The organism is Streptomyces sp. NPDC087844 (genome assembly GCF_044742785.1).
Taxonomy (GTDB): Bacteria; Actinomycetota; Actinomycetes; order Streptomycetales; family Streptomycetaceae; genus Streptomyces.
The window spans coordinates 152,000-170,372 of sequence record NZ_JBIUVD010000019.1 but is presented as its reverse complement, the minus strand read 5'-3'; the positions used below and the strand labels follow the sequence as shown (position 1 = coordinate 170,372).

At 69.5% G+C, this 18,373-nt stretch carries 16 protein-coding genes; 13 read left to right on the top strand and 3 right to left on the bottom strand.

Features of this window, described 5'->3' with window-relative positions:
- Positions 1-40 precede the first annotated feature (40 nt).
- From ACIOKD_RS30995 to ACIOKD_RS30950, 10 genes are all read left to right on the top strand, one after another.
- Positions 41-994, top strand: a complete 954-nt coding sequence (locus tag ACIOKD_RS30995; RefSeq protein WP_402090551.1) for an ATP-binding cassette domain-containing protein — start codon at positions 41-43, stop codon at positions 992-994.
- Positions 991-2,544 carry an ABC transporter permease subunit gene (locus tag ACIOKD_RS30990; RefSeq protein ID WP_402090549.1) on the top strand — a complete coding sequence of 518 codons (1,554 nt, stop codon included), beginning with the start codon at positions 991-993 and terminating at the stop codon, positions 2,542-2,544. Before ACIOKD_RS30995 ends, ACIOKD_RS30990 begins: the two co-directional genes overlap by 4 nt.
- Positions 2,541-3,317 (top strand): ABC transporter permease, encoded by a 777-nt coding sequence (locus ACIOKD_RS30985; RefSeq protein ID WP_402090547.1) that lies wholly within the window; start codon positions 2,541-2,543, stop codon positions 3,315-3,317. Before ACIOKD_RS30990 ends, ACIOKD_RS30985 begins: the two co-directional genes overlap by 4 nt.
- 292 nt (positions 3,318-3,609) lie before the next feature.
- Entirely contained in the window at positions 3,610-3,924 is a 315-nt protein-coding gene (locus ACIOKD_RS30980) for a hypothetical protein (RefSeq protein WP_402090545.1), read from the top strand.
- 18 nt (positions 3,925-3,942) lie between these two features.
- Positions 3,943-4,284 (top strand): hypothetical protein, encoded by a 342-nt coding sequence (locus ACIOKD_RS30975; RefSeq protein WP_402090543.1) that lies wholly within the window; start codon positions 3,943-3,945, stop codon positions 4,282-4,284.
- Positions 4,285-4,361: 77 nt separating this feature from the next.
- Positions 4,362-5,507 (top strand): pyridoxal-phosphate dependent enzyme, encoded by a 1,146-nt coding sequence (locus tag ACIOKD_RS30970; RefSeq protein WP_402090541.1) that lies wholly within the window; start codon positions 4,362-4,364, stop codon positions 5,505-5,507.
- Positions 5,464-6,372, top strand: coding sequence for an ornithine carbamoyltransferase (locus tag ACIOKD_RS30965; RefSeq protein WP_402090539.1), 909 nt, complete (start codon positions 5,464-5,466; stop codon positions 6,370-6,372). Before ACIOKD_RS30970 ends, ACIOKD_RS30965 begins: the two co-directional genes overlap by 44 nt.
- Before the next feature lie 146 nt (positions 6,373-6,518).
- Complete coding sequence (locus ACIOKD_RS30960; RefSeq protein ID WP_402090537.1) at positions 6,519-8,102, top strand: MBL fold metallo-hydrolase; 1,584 nt, start codon at positions 6,519-6,521, stop codon at positions 8,100-8,102.
- Between the two features lie 68 nt (positions 8,103-8,170).
- Positions 8,171-9,223, top strand: a complete 1,053-nt coding sequence (gene hppD / locus ACIOKD_RS30955) for a 4-hydroxyphenylpyruvate dioxygenase (protein ID WP_402090535.1) — start codon at positions 8,171-8,173, stop codon at positions 9,221-9,223.
- A complete protein-coding gene (locus tag ACIOKD_RS30950) occupies positions 9,220-11,742 on the top strand; it encodes an aminotransferase class I/II-fold pyridoxal phosphate-dependent enzyme (protein ID WP_402090533.1) in 2,523 nt (840 codons plus the stop codon). Before hppD ends, ACIOKD_RS30950 begins: the two co-directional genes overlap by 4 nt.
- A 38-nt stretch (positions 11,743-11,780) precedes the next feature.
- Here ACIOKD_RS30950 and ACIOKD_RS30945 read toward each other — a convergent pair whose 3' ends face one another.
- Positions 11,781-12,323 (bottom strand): GNAT family N-acetyltransferase, encoded by a 543-nt coding sequence (locus ACIOKD_RS30945; RefSeq protein ID WP_402090531.1) that lies wholly within the window; start codon positions 12,321-12,323, stop codon positions 11,781-11,783.
- 202 nt (positions 12,324-12,525) lie between these two features.
- On the opposite strand from ACIOKD_RS30945, the gene dpgA reads away from it, so the two are divergent.
- The 3 genes from dpgA to dpgC all read left to right on the top strand — a co-directional run bounded on the left by dpgA (position 12,526) and on the right by dpgC (position 15,808).
- Complete coding sequence (gene dpgA / locus ACIOKD_RS30940; protein WP_402090561.1) at positions 12,526-13,683, top strand: 3,5-dihydroxyphenylacetyl-CoA synthase DpgA; 1,158 nt, start codon at positions 12,526-12,528, stop codon at positions 13,681-13,683.
- Positions 13,684-13,694: 11 nt separating this feature from the next.
- Positions 13,695-14,405 carry an enoyl-CoA-hydratase DpgB gene (gene dpgB, locus ACIOKD_RS30935; protein ID WP_402090529.1) on the top strand — a complete coding sequence of 237 codons (711 nt, stop codon included), beginning with the start codon at positions 13,695-13,697 and terminating at the stop codon, positions 14,403-14,405.
- A gap of 161 nt (positions 14,406-14,566) precedes the next feature.
- Positions 14,567-15,808: a (3,5-dihydroxyphenyl)acetyl-CoA 1,2-dioxygenase DpgC gene (gene dpgC / locus ACIOKD_RS30930; protein ID WP_402090559.1), complete on the top strand. Its 1,242-nt coding sequence runs from the start codon at positions 14,567-14,569 to the stop codon at positions 15,806-15,808.
- Positions 15,809-16,037: 229 nt separating this feature from the next.
- Here the strand turns inward: dpgC and ACIOKD_RS30925 are convergent, their stop codons facing one another.
- Complete coding sequence (locus tag ACIOKD_RS30925; RefSeq protein ID WP_402090527.1) at positions 16,038-17,183, bottom strand: prephenate dehydrogenase; 1,146 nt, start codon at positions 17,181-17,183, stop codon at positions 16,038-16,040.
- Between the two features lie 9 nt (positions 17,184-17,192).
- On the bottom strand, positions 17,193-17,636 hold the full coding sequence (locus ACIOKD_RS30920; RefSeq protein WP_402090525.1) for a cold-shock protein: 444 nt from the start codon (positions 17,634-17,636) through the stop codon (positions 17,193-17,195).
- Positions 17,637-18,373 lie beyond the last annotated feature (737 nt).

Below are 18,373 nucleotides of genomic sequence, written 5' to 3'. Positions count from 1 at the left end.
CGTGACGACCGGACCACCTCCTCCTCCCTAGTCTGCGGGTATGGAGAAAACGATCGATGGGTCGGACGCGACGATCGAAGTCACGGACGTGCGCAAGCGCTTCGGAAGCACCCAGGCGCTGGACGGCATGACGTTCAACGTCAGGCCGGGGCAGGTCACCGGCTTCGTCGGTCCGAACGGCGCAGGCAAGTCCACGACCATGCGCGTCATCCTCGGCCTGGACAAACCCGACCACGGAAGCGCGCTGGTCGGCGGGCGCCGCTACCGGGATCTGCGGACCCCGCTCACCCACATCGGGGCGCTGCTGGACGCCGCGGCCGTGCAGCCGAGCCGCATCGCCCGCCATCACCTGCTGTGGCTGGCCCACTCCCAGGGGCTGGGCGCCGGGCGGGTCGACGAGGTGATCCGGCAGGTCGGCCTCCAGGACGTGGCACAGCGCAAGGCCGGCGGCTACTCCCTGGGTATGAGGCAGCGACTGGGCATCGCGGCCGCCCTGCTCGGCAACCCTCCGGTGATCATGCTCGACGAGCCCTTCAACGGCCTGGACCCCGAAGGGTTCATGTGGATGCGCGGTTTCCTCGCCTCGCTGGCCGAACAGGGACGGGCCGTGCTGGTCTCCAGCCACCTGATGAGCGAACTGCAGGACAGCGCCGACCACGTGGTGGTCGTCGGACGCGGCAAGGTCGTCGCCGACATGAGCGTGCGCGAGCTGCTGGCGTCGATGTCCCAGGGCCGCGTGACCCTGCGGACGTCCGCGCTCGCCCAGGCCATGACGGTGCTGGCCCGCTCGGGCGCCACGGTCAGCTCCACCGGCGCCGACACGGTCAGCGTCACCGGGCTGCCCGCGGAGAACGTGGTGTCGCTGCTCAGCCAGAACGCGGTGCCGTTCTCGGAGATCTCCGAGCACCGCGCCTCACTGGAAGAGGCCTACATGGAGCTCACCCGCGACGCCGTGCAGTACCGCGGTGTCGTTCCCGAGGAGGCCGGCCGATGACCTCCACGCTGACACCGCCGCGCACGACCGCGCGGCCGGGCCGGGGCGGCTTCGGGCAGCTCCTGCACGCGGAATGGACCAAGTTCCGTACAGTGCGGGGCTGGGTGCAGAGCACGGTCGGCGCCGTACTGATCATCTGCCTGGTGGGCCTGCTCGCCACAGCGGCCGGCAACAAGTCCGATCCGGACGGCAGCTCCGCGCTCCCCGTCGGCCCCGGCGGCCAAGCGGTCAACGACAGCTTCTACTTCGTCCACCAGAAGCTCCAGGGCGACGGCAGCATCACCGTCTCGGTGTCCTCACTGGCCGGTGTCGTCTCGACGAATCCGGACGACAGCAGGAGCGGCCTCGCGCCGTGGGCGAAGGCCGGCGTCATCGTGAAGGACAGCCTCGAACAGGGGTCGTCGTACGCGGCGATGATGATCACCGGCAGCCACGGCGTGCGGATGCAGTACGACTACACGCACGACACCGCCGGAACGACCGGCGCGGCCTCCCAGGAGGCGCCACGCTGGCTGCGCCTCCAGCGCACCGGCGACACGCTCACGGGCTATCAGTCGGCCGACGGGTCCAAGTGGACCGAGGTGGGCCACGCGGACCTCTCCGGGCTTTCGGCGACACCGGAGGTCGGACTGTTCGTGACCTCCCCGTCCATCAAGGACGAGACCGGCACCGGAACGGGCTTCGCCCCGGCCGTCGCCACCGGAACCTTCGACCAGCTCACCCTGGGCGGCCAGTGGACCGGCGGCTCCTGGGCGAGCGACCAGGTCGGCAGGGACGCGGGCACCTCCGCCAGCTACAGCCAGGACACCAAGGGCGGAGCCACCCCCTCCGGCGGCGGCTTCAAGGTGACCGGCGCGGGCGACATCGCACCCGTCGTCGGCGGCCCCGCCACCAGCGGTGTACGGACCATCGAGAACTTCCTCGTCGGCGCGTTCGCCGGACTGATCATCATGGTCGTCGTGGGCGCGGGCTACATCACCGTCGAGTACCGCCGGGGCATGATCGGCCTGACCCTGGCGGCCAGTCCGCGCCGGGGCCGCGTCCTGGTGGCCAAGGGCCTCGTGGTCGGCTCCGTCGCCTTCCTAGTCGGCGTGGTCTCCGCCGCGGTCATGGTTCCCTTCGGGGGACAGCGGTCGGAGTCGAACGGCTTCCCCGTGCTGACGGTACCGACGTCCACCGAACTGCGCGTCATCGTCGGTACGGGCCTGCTGCTCGCCGCCGCGAGCGTCTTCGCCCTCTCCGTCGGCGCCATCCTGCGGCGCAGCGCCGTGGCCATCACCGTGGTCGTCGTCGGCATGGTGCTGCCCTACCTCCTCGCGACCGCGTCCGTACTGCCCGACGGGGCCTCGCAGTGGCTGCTGAGGGTCACCCCCGCCGCCGGATTCGCCATCCAGCAGAGCATCGAGCGCTACGACCAGGTGGTCACCGTCTACTCGCCCTCGTCGGGCTACTTCCCGCTGGCCCCCTGGGCCGGCCTCGCAGTCCTGTGCGCCTACGCCGCGGCCTCGTTCGCCGCCGCGGTGGTCCTGCTCCGCCGGAGGGACGTATGAAATTCGCCGGACGTGCCGAATGGACGAAGCTGCGGACCGACGCGAGCAACAGCTGGCTGACGCTCGGCGTGGTCGCGCTGACCCTCGCGGTCGGCGCCGCGGTGGCCATGACGTCCAGGTGTGACGCCACCGGCTGCGGTGGGGACCCGACGCGGCTCAGCCTCACCGGCGTACTGGTCGGCCAGGTCGTCGTCGCGATCGTGGCGGTACTGATGGTCGGCAACGAATACAGCACCGGGATGATGCACACCACGCTCACCGCGGTGCCGCGCCGACTGACGGTCCTCTTCTCGAAGTCCGCCGTGCTCACCGCGGTCATGCTGGTGGCGGGAACGGTCTCCGTCCTCGGCTCCCTGCTGATCGGCGGCCTCGTGCAGCCAGGGCGCGGCTTCACGGAGGAACACGGCTTCCAGGCACTGTCGTTGACCGACGGGGCGACGCTGCGGGCCGCCGTGGGCTCGGTCCTCTACCTCGTGCTGATCGGCCTGCTCAGCCTCGGCGTCGCCCTCGTCGTACGGAACTCGGCGACCGCCATCGGCATCGTCCTCGCCCTGCTGTTCGTCTTCCCGATTCTCGCCCAGGTGGTCGCCGACCCCGACTGGCAGCGCCACCTCCAGCAGATCTCCCCGATGACGGCGGGCCTCGCCGTCCAGACGACGGTCAATGTCGACGACCTGCCCATCGGGCCCTGGCAGGGCCTCGGTGTGCTGGCCCTGTGGGCGGTCGGCGCGATGGCCGCCGGCGGCTGGCTGCTGCGCGCCCGGGACGCGTAGGACCCGTCCGCCCGGGAGGGGCCGGACGGGCCGGACACGCGGGACAGGAGACGCGAGGACGTCACGTGCGGACCACCCCGTCTCCGCACACAGACCCCCCGGGCGGGATTCGGCGGTCCGCGCGTTCAACCGGCGCACAGGCGCAGTTGAACGCGCGGACCGCCGTTCCTGTCACCCTGCACGCATAGATCAGCAGGAACGCTTGTCGTACTCTGAGAGCGCCTAATAACGCGACACCACGTTTCGCGGCATTCCGAAGGACCGGCTCCGCCCGGTCCGTCCGGCGTCGCGCGTGGTCGAGTTCGCCGTCGGCCCGCTTTCGGAGGTTCCGGTGAGGAAGTACTGCAAGTCCTACCTGCTGGGTGAATTGCGTCGCTTTCCGGGCTGGTCGGCCGGTGTGCGACCGGAAGAGCGTGAACTGACCGATGACGCGACGGTGTTCCTCTGTGATGAATTCACCGTCATGATCAGTCCTGTCGGAGTCGACAAGGACAAGAGGCTGTTCACGGAGGACACTCCGCAGTGGCGTGAATTCTGCGAGACCACACTGAAGTTCCGAATACCGGAGGACCTGGCCTTCGCCTACGCCGAGTCCGAGCAGAACTGAGCTCCCGAGAGGTGACCCATGGATGAACTGACTCAGCGCCTGAGCGACGAACAGCCGGTGGCGGTCGGCGGCCCCAAGCCCACGCTGGAGGAACTGCGCGTCCGCCTGGAGGACATCGGGACGGTGTTCGTCAAGTTCACCGAGACCCGCGGCGGCACCGACCTGGGCATACGCCTGGACCGCGAGGCGTCCGACTTCGCCGGCGCCGACTTCGACGGGGGCAGCGGAACCGTCCACATCGAGGGCACGCTGATCCTCAACGACGACCCCGTCCGCTGTGTCGCCGACATCGATCTGGCGACGCTGGCGGGAACGGGCCGCCTGGTGGTCGTGGAACTGTCCGAGGTGTCTGTCGCCTGACCGATTTCCATCCGGCGCTTCGGGGGCCGTGAGGGGACCCGTCACGAGCACTCAAGAAGATCGGATGTGACTTGCACATGGGAGCTGAAGGCTCTCCCGGACCGATACGAAAACCGCTCGCCGGAGCAACTCCGATCGTCGACAACACCCCGATCGTCGACCTGCACATAAAGGTCGACGGAATCGACCGGCGACTGCGGCTCAAACTCGAATCGGCCAATCCGTACGGCTCGTTGAAGGACCGCATCGCCGCCTCTCTCATCGATCACGTCGCTGACCGGATCGACCGGCAGGTCGGCATCATCGAATCGACTTCCGGGAATCTCGGCATTGCGATGTCGGCCGAGTGCGAGGCCCGCGGAATTCCCCTGAACGCTGTCGTAGACCCCCGGACGAGCTCGTTCTTCATCGACCGAATGCGCGGGCTCGGTGCCCGGGTGACGGTCGTCGACGAACCGGATTCCTCCGGGGGCTTTCTGCTGAACCGCATTCGGTATGTGCGGGAACAACTGCGCGCCCGCCCCGGTCTGGTCTGGACGAACCAGTACCGGAGCGAGGCGAACCCCGACGCGCACTTCAACACCACGGCGCCCGAACTGCGTGCACAGGTGCCGGGTCCCGCGACGATCCTGGTGCCGGTCTCCACGGGTGGCACCCTCGCGGGTCTGTCGAGATTCGTCGAGACGACAGGTGCGGCCTGGCGGCTCCTGGGAGTCGACGTGCACGGCTCCGCGGCACTCGGCGGGGACCCCGGCCGGCGGCTCCTGTCCGGCATCGGCGCGAGCTGCTCGTCCCACTTCCTCGACCCGGCCACGACCGAGTCCCTGCACGTCGACGTCAGCGAAGCCGTCTCGACCTGTCTGTGGCTGTCGGAGGAGGCCGGGATCGGCGTCGGCGGCAGCTCAGGCGCCACCGTCGCCGCCGCTCTGCACGTGTTCCGGCAGGACCCGCGGATGGACGAACTGGTCTGTCTGTGCCCCGACGGCGCGGACCGCTACCGCAGCACGATCTACCGGGCCGACTGGCGGGCGGCCCATGGCGTCGCGGGCCTCGGCATCGGCGCGGGGGTCGAGTTGGCACGCGGCCGTGATCGCGCCGAACAGCACGGGAAGCGCACTGTCCGAACAAGAACGGGGAACCATGTTCGCACCGCAGCGCGGGCTGCTGACGCTGTCCGACTTGACCAGGCAGGACCTGGAACGCCTGGCGGCCCGGTCCCGTGAGCTGTACCACGACCGGAGCGCGCACGACCGGCCCCTGCGGGACAAGGTCGTCGGCGTCCTCTTCACCAAGACGTCGACCAGGACCAGAACCGCCTTCGGCGTCGGCACCGTACGGCTGGGCGGATTCCCCCTGATGTACGGGCCGGGTGATCTGCAGACGGGCACGGGGGAGTCCCTCCAGGACACCGGGCGTGTCTTCGGCTCGATGCTGGACGCGCTCGTCGTCCGCACCGCCGGACCCCTCGACGAACTGCGGGAGATGTCCCGGGCCGGTGATCTGCCCGTCATCAACGCGATGGCCGCGGAAGAACACCCGACCCAGGGGATCTGCGACCTGGCGACGATGCTTCTGGAATTCGGCTCGCTCGACGGACTGTCGCTGCTCTACCTCGGAGAGGGCAACAACACGGCGTCCGCACTGGCCCACGGTCTCTCCCGCATGCCGAACTGCCGTCTCACCTTTGCCACCCCGCCCGGATACGGGCTGGATCCCCAGGTCCTGGACGACGCCGCGAAACGGGCGGCGGCGGTGGGCGGAACGGTCCGGCAGACCCACGACCTGGACGACCTGCCGGCCGAGGCGCACGTCGTCTACACGACCCGCTGGCAGACGACAGGGACCGTCAAGGCCGACCCGAACTGGCGCGAGAAATTCCGGCCGTTCCATGTCGACGAGCGCCTGCTGAGCCGCTGGCCCGACGCGAGGTTCATGCACGACCTGCCGGCACATCGCGGCGAGGAGGTCTCCGGCGCCGTACTCGAAGGGCCGCGGTCGATCGCCTGGGCGCAGGCCCGGATGAAACTCACCAGCGCCATGGCGGTCCTGGAACGGGTCGCCGACGAGGACGAGCCCGCGCGGCGGTGACCGGCGCGCACCCACGGGTCTCCACTCGTCGAGGTTCCGGGGCACGTCCACGAAGCCGGCACATCCACGAAGCCGGCACATCCACGTAATCAGCACGTACCAGCGAAGTCTTTGTCGTACGGAATGCCTGGAGGGGCGGAAGTCTGATGGCTGATGAGCAGTTGTTCCTGCGGCCGAAGGTCATAATCGAGCCACTTGTGGACAGATTCTACGTCTGGCCGCACACACTGGCCCCGATTCAGGCGGCGATGAACCTGGCATTCCTGCAGGTCCCGCTGCTGGAGTCGTATCTCCAGTCCCCGAAGGTGCATGTCGCGGCCAGCCACAATCCCGAACTGCGCGGCGGCTACTTCATCAACATCCCGGAGGAGCGCGCCCACGAGGTACGCGACCTGCTCGCCACCATCAAGCGTGAGCGCGCCGGGATGCTGCGGTTCGCCGAAGCCATCGCCGAGGGACAGGAACTGCTGAGGGCCAACGCGACCGGCTTCGACCTGACTCCGCTCTATCCGAAGCTGCCTCAGGAACTCGGCGGCCTGGTGGAGCTCGCGTACGACACCGACAACCAGGCGCAGCTCCGCTTCCTGGAACCGCTGGCGTACCACAGCGACATCTACCAGGAGGAACGCCAGTCGGTGCAGCTGTCCTTCGAGACCGGCATCGAGCGGCCCTTCATCCTCAGCACCCCGCGCCTGCCCTCCCCGGACGTGCTGGAGCTGGACATCCCCTTCCGCCACGCCGGCCTGGAAGAGCTGTTCAAGTCCCGAGTACGGCCCACCACGCTGTCCCACCTGCGCGACGCCCTGGAACTCGACGACGCCCAGAGCACCCGGCTGTCCGGGATGCTGAGTGACCGGCCGAGCCTGGCCGAGGACCGGCACATCGACGCCGGCGGCCGGATCCGCTACTTCGGACACGCCTGCCTGGTGCTGCAGACCCCCGAAGCCGCCATCGTGACCGACCCGTTCATCAGCGCGGACAACACCGCGGGCGACCGGTACACCCTGGACGACCTGCCCGACTTCATCGACCTCGTGGTGATCACGCACGGCCACCAGGACCACATCGTCCTGGAGACACTGCTCCAGTTGCGCGGCCGTGTGGGCTCGGTCGTCGTGCCGCGCGCCTCGCGCGGCAACCTGGCCGACCCGTCGATGGGCCTGATGCTCAAGCACCAGGGCTTCCCGGTCATCGAGGTCGACGACTTCGACGAGGTGGAGTTCCCCGGCGGCAAGGTCACCGCCACCCCCTTCCTCGGCGAGCACTGCGACCTCGACATCCGCGGCAAGTCCACGTACTGGGCGGAGTTCGCGGGGAAGAAGGTCTTCATCGGAGCGGACTCCTCGGGCATCGACCCGCTGCTCTACCGCTACGTCAAGCGACACCTGGGCACCGCCGACATCGCCTTCCTGGGCATGGAGTGCGACGGTGCCCCGCTCACCTGGCTCTACCAGGCGCTGCTCACCAAGCCGGTGACGAAGAAGATGAGCAACTCCCGCAAGCTGTCCGGCTCCAACGCCGCGCAGGCCGGCGACATCATGGTCGAACTCGGCGCCAAGGAGGCGTACGTCTACGCCATGGGCGAGGAGCCCTGGCTGGGCCACGTCATGGCGACGACGTACACCGAGGACACGTACCAGATCAAACAGATCGACGAGTTCATGACCTGGTGCAAGGACCGCGGCATCAAGGCCGGACACCTCTACGGCCAGCAGGAATGGCGCTGGTAGCCCAACACAGCCGGGCCGTCGGGCCGTTCAGCCCTGTTGGCCCTCCCGGTCCTTGAGGAGGTACCTCCATGACAGTGCACGACATGGCGCACGTCGAGCTTTACACGAGTCATGCGCCATCCACCATCGACTACTTCGTCTCGGGCATGGGCTTCACGCGGGTGGCGGACCGCGTGGAGGCCGACCGGAGTTCCATCCTGCTGCGGCAGGGTGAGACCCGGCTGATCGTCACCTCGGGCCGGGGGATCTGGAAATTCCTCGACCGGCACGGGGACGGCATCGCCGACATCGCGCTGACCTGTGACGACGTGACGAAGACCCGGGACGCGGCCGTCGCGGCGGGCGCGGAGTCGTTCGCCCCCGCCCACGGCAACCCGGTCGTGTCGGCCTTCGGCGGCGTCACCCACACACTGCTGCCGCGCCCCTCCCACCCCGACGCATGGCCCCCCGGGCGCCCCTGGGACACCGCACCGCAGGGGCAGGAGCAGGGGCAGGAACTCGGGCAGGCGCCGGTGGGCGTGGCAGCCGGCCGCATACGGTCGCTCGACCACATCGCGGTCTGCGTCGAGGGCAGCGCGCTGAAAAACTACGCCGACTACTACGGTGCCGCTTTCGGGATGTCCCGGTACTCCTCCGAGTACGTCGCCGTCGGCGATCAGGCGATGGACTCGATCGTCGTGCGCAGCGAGTCCGGGCGGGTCACCTTCACACTGGTCGCGCCGGACCCGACGAAGAGCCCAGGACAACTGGACGCGTTCCTCGACCGCAACGGCGGACCCGGTGTCCAGCACCTGGCCTTCCTGGTCGACGAGATCATCCCGGCGGTACGGGAGCTCCGCGACCAGGGTGTGGAGTTCCTCAGCACACCGGGCACGTACTACGACATGCTCGCCGACCGGTTCACCGGAACGCGCGAGAGGATCGAGGAACTGCGGGCCACCCAGATACTCGCCGACCGCGACGAGTGGGGTTATCTGCTGCAGCTGTTCAGCCGATCCCCGTACGAACGGAACACCCTCTTCTTCGAGCTCATCCAGCGCCGGGGCTCCCGCGGTTTCGGCAGTGCCAACATCCGCGCCCTGTACGAAGCCGTCGAACGCGACCGGCTGGCCGCAGGGTGAGCGGGCGGGCGGCGGGCGGCGCCGGGCGGGAACCGCACACCCTGGGCGACTACGCCGCCCTGGCCCGTGCGGAACTGGCCCCCGATGTCTGGGACTTCATCGCGGGCGGTGCCGGCCAGGAGCGGACCCTCGCCGCCAACGAGGAAGCCTTCGACCGCGTACGGCTGCGACCGCGCGTACTGACCGGAGTGCACCGGCCCGATACCGGCACCCGCATCCTGGGGCGCGACTGGGCGGCACCGGTCGGCGTCGCGCCCCTCGCCTACCACACGCTGGCCGACCCGGAGGGTGAGGTCGCCACCGCCCGGGCCACCGGTCTGGCCGGGCTGCCCCTTGTCGTCAGCACCTTCGCCGGGCGGACCTTCGAGGACATCGCCCGGGCCGGCTCCGCGCCGCTGTGGCTCCAGGTGTACTGCTTCCGGGACCGCGGGGTGACCCGCGCTCTCGTCGAACGGGCCGAGCGGGCCGGTTTCGAAGCACTGGTCCTCACAGCCGACGCGCCCCGCCTGGGCCGCCGTCCGCGGGACATCCGCAACGGCTTCCGGCTGCCGGAGGGCATCACCCCGGCCAACCTGACCGGGGACGGGACCACCCCCGAAACCGCCCCCGGAACAGACTTCGCCTCGCCAGGCGGTCATGCGCTGGCCGAGTTCGATCCGGCCCTCGACTGGTCGGTGATCGAGTACCTGCACTCCCTCAGCTCCCTGCCGGTACTGGTCAAGGGCGTGCTCACGGCGTCCGACGCACGGCGTGCCCTGGCGGCCGGGGCCGACGGCATCATCGTGTCGAACCACGGCGGCCGGCAGCTCGACGGCGCCGCGGCCACGCTGGACGTGCTGCCGGAGATCACGGCGGCGGTGGCAGGAGCCTGCCCGCTCCTGATGGACGGCGGGATCCGCCGCGGCGGCGACGTCCTGGCGGCCCTGGCCCTGGGCGCCGACGCGGTGCTCCTGGGCCGTCCGGTGCTGCACGGTCTGGCCGTCGGACAGGCCGAGGGCGTACGGCGGGTGCTGGACATCGTCGTCGACGAACTCGAAGAGGCGATGCTGCTCACCGGCACGGCGACGGTCGCGGAAGCGGGGCCCCGACGGGTGGGCGGATCTCCCGAGGGCGAACCCCTGGTGGGAGATCCCTCGCCGGACGTGTCCTTGGCGGGCGAGCCGCTGCGGGCGGCACCTCCGGTGGACCCCGCGCCGGTCAGGGCATCGAGGGACACCCGACCGGACACCTCCGCGCTGCGCAAGCAGGACCTGCACGGCAGCGTGTCCGACCCCGTGCTGGACACGATGAACTTCCTCAACGAGATCACGCACCGCTACCCCGACGCCATCTCGTTCGCGCCCGGCCGTCCCTACGACGGCTTCTTCGAGACCGAGCAGATCTTCACCTACCTCCGCCGCTACCTGGACCACCTGGAGGCGGGCGGCGCGTCCCCCGCCGAGATCCGCTCCGCCCTCTTCCAGTACGGCCCCACCAGCGGCCAGATCCGTGAACTGGTCGCCGACTCGCTGCGCAAGGACGAGAACATCGACGTGCCGGCCGAGTCCGTCGTGGTCACGGTCGGCTGCCAGGAGGCGATGTTCCTCGCCGTGCGGGCGCTGATCGCGGGACCCGACGACGTCCTGCTCGTCTCCAGCCCCTGCTACGTCGGCATCACCGGTGCGGCCCGGCTGCTCGACGTCGAGGTACGCGCGGTCGAGGAGAGCGACAAGGGGTTCCGGTGCGCCGATCTGGAGGCGGCGCTCCTCGCCGAGCGGGCGCGCGGCAGACGTCCTCGCGCCTTCTACGTCATCCCGGACCACTCGAACCCCTCCGGCACCACCATGCCGCTGAGCACGCGGCAGGAACTCCTCGACCTGGCGGAGCGGCACGACATCCTGATCCTGGAGGACAGCCCCTACCGGATGGTCAGTCCCGGAGACCAGCTGCCGACACTCAAGTCGCTGGACCACGCGCGCAGGGTCGTCCACCTGGGCTCGTACTCCAAGACCCTCTTCCCCGGTGCCCGGGTGGGCTTCGTCGTCGCCGACCAGACCGTCGTCGACGGCGCGGGAGGCAGCGGGCTGCTGGCGGACGAACTCACCAAGATCAAGAGCATGGTGACCGTCAACACCTCCCCGGTCAGCCAGGCCGTCACGGCGGGCATGCTCCTGTCCGTCGACGGACGGACCTCCGAGCTCAACACACGTACCTCCGCCTATTACGGGGACGCGATGCGCGTCACGCTCCGTGAGCTGGAGCGGAACTTCCCCGAGGCGGAGCGGACCGCGCTCGGTATCCGCTGGAACGAACCCGCCGGAGGATTCTTCCTGGCGGTCGACATGCCGTTCAGGACCGACAACACGGCACTGATCCGTTCGGCAGAGGAGTTCGGGGTCATCTGGACGCCCATGTCGTATTTCTATCCCGAGGGCGGCGGTGACAACAGCCTGCGCCTGTCCGTCAGTTATCTCTCGCACGAGGAGATCGCAGAGGGGATCAGGCGGCTGGCCCGCTTCGTGAGATCACAGGCTCTGTAATCCGCGGCGGGGCCGGCCGTCGTCACCGATTTCGATGTTCAGCTCCCGCCGGGGCCTATCCATTTCCCGGCGGGCAGGCTGAACAACTGGAGATCGGTCCATTCCCTTTTTCCCCGCACGAAGACGGTCCGCTGCGCCACGAACTCGAATCCGATCCGCTCCAGAAGCCGCGCCGACCGCTGATTCCGTATATCGCATTCCGCCGACACCGTACGCAGCCCGCCGCTGAACAGGTCGTCCAGCACGGCACGTACGGCCTCGGTCGCATACCCGTGTCCCTGCCGGTCACGGGCGAGGCTGAACCCGACCTCGGCCTCGCCGCCGCCGGGCTGCCGGTTCACCGCGACATCCCCCAGCAGGCAGCCGTCGGCCTTCAGTTCGAGCGCGTACTGGAACCAGCCGGGCCGGGCGGGATCACTCCGGGCGTATCTGCGGACGAGCCGCCCCGCTGATTCGAGAGACAGCGGAAAATCCCATTCCTGGTACCGGGCCACCTCGGGGTCCGAGCGATAGGCCGCGAACGCCGGTATGTCGGCAGGCTGGAAACGTCGAAGTCGAAGGCGCTCAGTGTCAATCAGCACAGGTACAGGGTCCCACGATTCCAGTGCGGCGCTCAGTCCGGGGAATGCCACAGTTGAACACCCGCCCAATTACTGTTCGTTGCACCATAGTTGCTAGTTGCCAGTGGTGGCTCTTCAACCTGCCAGAAGGAGTAGCGGTGTTCACAGTGAAATGCCTCATTCGCAGCAAGACCCGTATGTGGGGGTGGACTTTCCGATGACCATCACGACGAGCCTTCCGAACGCCGCCGTTCTGGACCTCCCGGATCCCATGACGAAGCTCACGACGGGCACCGCCCGGATCGCGGGTGTCGGCACCGCGACCACGGAGCGTTCGTACAGCCAACTGGAACTGCTCGACCTCTTCCACATCACGGACCCCAAGGTCCGCTCCGTCTTCCTCAACAGCGCCATCGAGCGGCGCCACCTCACCATCCCGCCCGAAGGGGCCGACGGCACACGCCTCCCGGAGGCCCAGGGCGAACTCCTCGCCAAGCACAAGAGAGTCGCCCTCGACATGGGCGCCAGGGCCGTACAGGCCTGCCTGGAGAACTCCGGCATCGAGCTGTCGGACATCGACTACCTGTGCTGCGTGACCACCACGGGCTTCCTCACCCCGGGCATCAGCGCCCTGCTCATCCGTGACATGGGCATCTCCGCCGCGACCAGCCGCGTCGACGTCGTGGGCATGGGCTGCAACGCCGGACTCAACGCGCTCAACGCCACCGCCGGCTGGGCCGTCGCCAACCCCGGCAAGGTCGCCGTCATGCTCTGCACCGAGGCCTGCTCGGCGGCGTACGTCATGGACTCGACGCTGCGCACCGCCGTCGTGAACAGTCTGTTCGGCGACGGCGCCGCCGCCATCGCCCTGGTCGCCGACACCCCGGACACCGCCTACGTCACCTCCGGGACGCCGGGCGGGCAGCCGTCCGCCGCCGGCAGTCCCCGCATCCTCGGCTTCGCCAGCCACCTCATCACCGACGCGATCGACGCGATGCGCTACGAGTGGGACGGCGACCAGGGGAAGTTCAGTTTCTACCTGGACCCGCAGATCCCGTACGTGGTCGGCGCCCACGCGGAGCAGGTGATCGACCGGCTGCTGGACGGCGCGGGACTGCGCCGCAGCGACATCGCGCACTGGCTGGTGCACTCGGGCGGCAAGAAGGTCATCGACGCCGTCCGGGTCAACCTGGGCCTGACCCGCCACGACGTACGGCACACCACCGGCGTCCTGCGCGACTACGGCAACCTGTCGAGCTCGTCCTTCCTGTTCTCCTACGAACGGCTCCTTGAGGAACGGGTGACCCGGGCGGGGGACTACGGCGTACTGATGACCATGGGCCCCGGCTCGACCATCGAGACTGCCCTGGTGCAGTGGTGACGGAGGATCGGATGAGCGACATCGCAGACACGGCGGGCACCTCGGGGCACGTCCTGCGCATCGACGGACGGCGCTTCCTGTCCACCGAGACGATCGCGGCCGTCGGTGCCTTCTGCGACCGGGTCGAGGACTTCACCGGGCAGGGCAACGCGACCGTCCACGTGTCCGGCGTACCAACGGGGTCGTGGTCACGCGAGCTGACGGTGCCGCTGGTGAACAAGTGGGAACGCGCGCTGCGCCGGCTGGAGCGGCTGCCCGCGGCCACCATCGCGGTCGCCGACGGCGACTGCGGCGGAGCGGCCCTGGACGCGCTGCTCACCACCGACTACCGCATCGCGACGCGCTCGGCCCGCCTTGTCGTGTCCGTGGAGGACGGCGCGACCTGGCCCGGCATGGCCCTCTACCGGCTCGCCCGGTACGGGGCGAGCGCGGCCGCGATCCGCAGGGCGGTGCTCTTCGGGACCCCCGTCGAGGCGGCCGACGCGCTGGCACTGCAACTCGTCGACGAACTGGCGGACGACCCGGTGGCCGCGGCGGCCACCGCGGAGGAGCGCGCCGGTGCCGTCTCCGGCGCCGAACTCGCCATCCGGCGACAGCTGTTGCTCGACGCACCCACAACGACCTTCGAGGAGGCGCTGGGCGCACATCTCGCGGCCTGCGACCGCGCGCTGCGCCGTGCAGCCGTCGTCGGAGCCGGAGCCGGAGCCGGAGCACGGTCGTGAGCGCGCACGACGGGGGTCGCGTGCGTGACGGCGATCGCGCGGCCGGGGAGGTCTTCCAGGTGCCGCAGGGGATCGCGCCGGAGGACGACCTCCGGGATGTACGGGCCGAGCCGGCGGAGGCCCGCGAGGCCCTCGCCAAGGCCGCCGCGCGGACCGACGACCTGCTCGCCGCCCTGCCCGAGCCCGCCCTCAGGTCGCCCGAGCAGCGGGCCGCCGCCGCGTCGGCGACGGACGCCGCCCGGATCCGCCGCGCCGCGTTCATGGACGTCCACACCGACGCCGTCTACGACGAGCTGACCGACGGCCGCACCCGTTACGTCCGGCTGGACCGGCTCGCGTCGAGCGCCGCGACCGCCTTTCCCGGCCTGGTGCCCACCGCCGAGCGGCTGGCGACCGAGCGGGGCCGGCCGCAGGCGGAGAAGGAAGGGGACGAGATCGACCAGGGGATCTTCTTCCGCGCGATCCTGAACTCGCCGTTGGCCGGCCCGCACCTCCTCGACGCCATGCTGCGCCCGACCTCGCGGGCCCTCGGACTGCTCCCCGACTTCCTGCGCACCGGGACGGCCGACCTGGGCTCCGTGCGGCTGGAGCGGACCGGCGGTGCGGCACGTCTGACCATGTGCCGCGTCGACTGTCTGAACGCGGAGGACGACCGGCAGATCGACGACATGGAAACCGCCGTGGACCTGGCGCTGCTCGACCCCTCGGTGGAGGTGTGTCTGCTGCGCGGCGGCGAGATGACCCACCCCCGCTACCGGGGCCGGCGCGTGTTCAGCGCGGGAGTCAATCTCAAGTCCCTGCACGGCGGCGGTATCTCGCTCGTCGACTTCCTGCTGCGGCGCGAACTCGGCTACATCCACAAGATCCTCCGGGGGATCCTCGTCGAGGACGGCACGGTCCGCTGGACCCGCACGGTCGAGAAGCCGTGGATCGCCGCGGTGGACACCTTCGCCATCGGCGGCGGTGCGCAGATCCTCCTGGTGTTCGACCAGGTACTCGCGGCGTCGGATGCCTTCTTCAGCCTCCCGGCGGCGAAGGAGGGGATCATCCCCGGCGCCTCCGACTTCCGGCTGATCCGGACCGTCGGCCCGCGCCTGGCCCGGCAGCTGATCCTGGGCGGGCGGCGCCTGCGGGCGACCGAACCGGAGGCGAGGCTGGTGTTCGACGAGGTCCACGAGAGCGAGGACCTCGACAGCGCGATCGAACGAAGCCTGGAACAGCTGCGAAGCCCCGCCGTCCTCGCCAACCGGCACATGCTGAACCTCGCCGAGGAGTCCGTCGACGACTTCCGGCGCTACATGGCCGAGTTCGCGCTCCAGCAGGCGCTGCGCCTCTACAGCTCCGACGTCATCGACAAGGTCGGCGGTTTCTCCGCCGCGAAGAGTACCGCGGCGCCGAACTGAGGAGGTGTTCAACTGAGGAGGTGCTGCGGTTGAACACCTTCACCTTCTGATCAATTGTTCAACAACCACGTCGACGCTTCACCGTCCCCGCGCGCAGCCGCAGGTCACGTACCGGCGGCTTCGAGCGGGGCTTTTGTCTGCGCTGCGGCACCGCTCGGGCCCGGCGGCGGGAGTACGCTCGGCGGCCACGCGGGCCAGGGCCCGGACCCGGGAGCGCGGCTGCGCCGGCTCAGGAAGGGAGAGCAGCGGGAAGCGGGGCACGCTCCGGCGCGGACGCCGTGGCGGGCGCGAGCGTGACGGCCCAGCCGCCCACGGTCAGCAGCCGGGACAGCTCGGAGGCGGACGTCCGCCGCACGAACAGGCAGACCTTCCCGTACGGCGCCTGGGGAGTCCGCTCCAGTCGTACGTCCTCGATCCGGACCCCGAGCTCGTCGACGGCCGTGAACAGCCGTGTCAGCGTGCCGGGTTGCCCGGACACCGCCACGGAGAGCCTGGTGACCTCCGCCGGGGGCGCATCGCCCGACCGGCCCGCCACCCGGGAGCGACCGCGGGTGCCGTGCCTGAGCAGCGTGTCGAGGCCGGCCCCGGCCCGTTCCCGCGCCACCGGATCCGTACCGCCCAGTGCGCGCAGCGCGTCGACGGCCAGTCCCAGATCGGCGGCGAAGGCGTCCAGTACGTCCGCCAGCGCGTCGGCGTTCGCCTCGTGGATGTCCCGCCACAGCGCGGGGTCGCCGCCCGCGATGCTGGTGACGTTCCGCAGCCCCTGCCCCGACACACGGATGTCGGCCTCCGTGGCCTGCGCGAGCTGGGCCGCCATGAGCGTGGAGATCAGATGGGGGGCGTGCGAGGTGAGGGCGATCGTGCGGTCGTGGACGGCGGCGTCCATGATGACGGGTACGCCCGAGCACAGGGTGACGAGTTCCAGGGCGCGGTTCAGCACGGACTCGTGGGTGCGCGCGGACGGCGTAAGGATCCAGGGTCGTGCCTCGAAGAGGTTCGCGCGGCCGGCGAGCGGGCCGGAGCGTTCCGTGGCCGCGAGGGGGTGGCCGCCGATGAAGGTCGAGAGGTCGGCACCGGCCGAGTGGATCTCCGCGTACGGCCGCGCCTTCACGCTGGCGACGTCGGTGTAGGCGCGGGCGAGGCCGCGGTGCTGGGCGTCCGCCAGCACCGCGCCGGTGTGCGCCGGAGGCACCGCGAGCAGGGCGAGATCCACGCGCTCGCCGGGTGCGCGCACCGAACCCGCTCCCATGGCTTCGGCGGTCATTGCGGCGGTCGCGCTCACGTCCTCCAGATGCACGGTGATGCCCCGACGGGTCAGGGCCAGTGCGACGGAGGTGCCGATGGCACCCGTTCCGATGACGCTGACGGCCTTCATCGGGTCGCGTCAGCCCTCGGTCCAGCCGTGCTTCTTGGCGAACTGCGCCAGCCCACCGCGGATCTGCAGGATCTGCTCACCGGTGAGCGACGGCGCCTCCGCCAGCAGGATCTCGGTGACCTCCCTGACGAACTCCTCGGTGCTCAGGACATCGCACAGGGAGTCGTCCTCGTCCGTAGTGCGTGCGGCCGACGGCGTCCCGCCGGCTTCCCTGGGGGTCCCGCCAGGTTCGGACGGGCTCTCGCCTGGCTCCTGGACGAGCCGTACGCGGGTCGCCTTGAGACCGCGATCACCGTTTTCAATTTCGAATTCAACCAACGCGCCTGAACGCGCATAGGGCTCGGAAAACAGCATGTCGTTCACGTGCAGAAAGACATCCTCCCCGCCGTGAGCGGGTGCAATGAATCCATAACCCCGCGAGCTGTCGAAGCGCACAACGCGACCAGCAACCATGCCAACCCCCAGCCAACTCGGGCCCCTTGCCCGAAGAACATGGGTGAATCGTAGTCAGAGCCGGACCGATCGAGCGACCGCGCGGCTTCGTGGATACCGGACGGTCCACCGTGCCGGTTCCCGTCGGCCATCACGGAAGGTGAAGGGCGGTGGAAGGGCGGGGGAAGTGCAGGGTCGGGAAGCGGAGAGGAATGTGAGCTTCCGCTAAAATTTGGCGGCCTGTCCGACGGACTGAATCGGTGTGCCGTAACTGCCCGTGTTTCCTGCGCCCGCCTGCCCGGCTTCTTGCCCGCCTGCCTGCCCGTAAGGCGTGACTGAAAGCTCCAGGTGGTTCCGGTCAAGGCCTGGTCAATACTGTTTTTCTTCGTTCATCCGGTCGACAGCGCGGAGCGGAAACCGGACGATGGCGGAGGACCGGTACTGCGTGACCGTGGGGGTGCGGTGGGCGCAGGGGGACGCGTGTCGCTTGACCGCGCCCTTAACCCGGGCGGCCCGGCTGCCTCGAAGCGGTTCGGACGGACGTTTGGGGGAGTGGTAGGCCGAAGTGGTGAACGCGCCCGAACAGGGCGACAGGCATACGGCAAGCCGAAATGCAACGGGGTGAATACGTTGATTCAGCCAGTCCGCACACTGGAGTCAAATTCTGCACGCCCTGCCGTAAGTTACGGCTCTACCTGGGATCCAAGAACGCGAAAGGGTAATCCCTTCCCTGTTCCGATCTCTTCACTCAAGCCTGC